This window comes from Streptomyces sp. P5F9, from assembly GCF_057961495.1.
Window position 1 is genome coordinate 1 of the sequence record NZ_JBXVPZ010000826.1, and the last position, 2093, is coordinate 2093.

Sequence of the window (2093 nt, forward strand, 5' to 3'; positions counted from 1 at the left end):
CCCCGACCCCCTCCGCGGCCCCGCCTTCTCCTCGTACGCGCCGGAAGAGGTCGGCTGGCTGCTCCAGGACCTCTCGGACGTGACGCTGGAGGCGCCGACCGAGGAGCGCGAGGAGGCCATCCAGAGCGGCGGCGCGCACTACGCGGAGTCGCTGCCGGTGGAGTACCAGCCGAGCGAGCAGTACCAGGAGCTGTTCCACACCGCCCTGGACGAGGCCGCCGACCGACTCGCGCTCGCCGTGGGCGCGGTCACCGAACTCGTCCTCGCCGAACGCTCCCCGCACCCCGTCCTCGTCTCCCTCGCCCGCGCCGGCACCCCCGTAGGCGTCCTGATGCGCCGCTGGGCCCAGCACCGCCACGGTCTCGACCTCCCGCACTACGCCGTGTCGATCGTGCGCGGCCGCGGCATCGACGCCAACGCGCTGCGCTGGCTCGCCGCACACCACGACCCCGCCGACATCGTGTTCGTCGACGGCTGGACCGGCAAGGGCGCCATCACCCGCGAACTCGCCGACGCGGTCAGGGAGTTCGAGGAGTCCGACGGCATCACCGGCTTCGACCCGGAGATCGCGGTGCTCGCCGACCCCGGTTCCTGCGTGAAGACGTACGGCACCCGCGAGGACTTCCTCATCCCCTCCGCCTGCCTCAACTCGACCGTGTCGGGGCTGATTTCGCGTACGGTGCTCCGCTCGGACCTGGTCGGCCCGCACGACTTCCACGGCGCCAAGTTCTACCGCGAACTCGCCGGCGCGGACGTCTCCGTGGACTTCCTGGACGCCGTGGCCGCCCGCTTCCCTGAGGTCTCGGACGCGGTGACCGTCCTCGCCAAGGAACTGCTGGCCGCCGACCGCACCCCGACCTGGGAGGGCTGGGCGGCAGTTGAGCGGATCAGCGAGGAGTACGGCATCCACGACGTGAACCTCGTCAAGCCCGGCGTCGGCGAGACCACCCGGGTGCTGCTGCGCCGGGTGCCCTGGAAGATCCTCGCGCGGGCCGGTGCGGGCGCCGACCTCGACCACGTCAGACTGCTCGCCGAGCAGCGGGGCGTGCCCGTCGAGGAAGTGGCTGAACTGCCGTACACCTGCGTGGGGTTGATCCACCCCAAGTACACGCGCGGTGCGACCGGCGCCGACGGCAAGGCGGTGGCGGTCTGATGCCGGTACTCGTCGCGAGCGACCTCGACCGTACGCTCATCTACTCCTCGGCCGCCCTCGCCCTGACCATGCCGGACGCGCGGGCGCCCCGGCTGCTCTGCGTCGAGGTGCACGAGAGCAAGCCGCTGTCCTTCATGACGGAGACCGCGGCCGGACTCCTCACCGAACTCGGCGGACTCGGTGACGCGGCCGTCTTCGTGCCGACCACCACCCGCACCCGCAAGCAGTACCAGCGCATCAGCCTGCCCGGCCCGGAACCGAAGTTCGCGATCTGCGCCAACGGCGGCCACCTCCTCGTCGACGGCGTCACCGACGAGGACTGGCACGCCGGGGTACAGGCGAAGCTGGCCGCCGAGTGCGCCCCGCTGGAGGAGGTACGAGAACATCTCGCGACCTCCGCCGACCCGGCCTGGGTCCGCAAGCACCGCATCGCCGAGGACCTCTTCGCCTACCTCGTCGTCGAGCGCGAACTGCTCCCCGAGGAGTGGGTGAAGGAACTCGCGGTCTGGGCGGAGAACCGCGGCTGGACGGTGTCGTTGCAGGGCCGCAAGATCTACGCCGTCCCGAAGCCCCTCACCAAGAGCGCAGCCATGCGAGAGGTGGCCCACCGCACCGGCGCCACCCTCACCCTCGCAGCCGGCGACTCCCTACTGGACGCCGACCTCCTGCTGGCAGCGGACAGGGCTTGGCGCCCGGGTCACGGCGAGCTGGCAGACGAGTCCTGGATGGCCCCACAGGTCACGGCCCTACCCGAGCGCGGAGTGCTGGCGGGGGAGCGCATCCTCCGGGAGTTCCTCCGAGCGACGGCAACCCCCACCCCCTAGGGGCGCGGGGCTGTATCGATTTGCGGCTCCGCCGCGTGGGCGCGACCAGCCACGAAGCACCCGCACCCAACAACGCACAGGGCCCACCTAGCCGCAGCAGCCCCCGCCACAACAAC

General features: G+C 71.6%; 2 protein-coding genes. Both read left to right on the forward strand.

Annotation, left to right across the window (positions count from 1 at the left end; all coding sequences use genetic code 11):
* A partial coding sequence (locus tag AC31A1_RS50585; RefSeq protein WP_489659780.1) for a cysteine protease StiP family protein occupies nucleotides 1-1153 on the forward strand: 1153 nt, incomplete at its 5' end.
* Nucleotides 1153-1977, forward strand: coding sequence for an HAD family hydrolase (locus tag AC31A1_RS50590; protein WP_489659781.1), 825 nt, complete (start codon nucleotides 1153-1155; stop codon nucleotides 1975-1977). The genes AC31A1_RS50585 and AC31A1_RS50590, both read left to right, overlap by 1 nt.
* Nucleotides 1978-2093 lie beyond the last annotated feature (116 nt).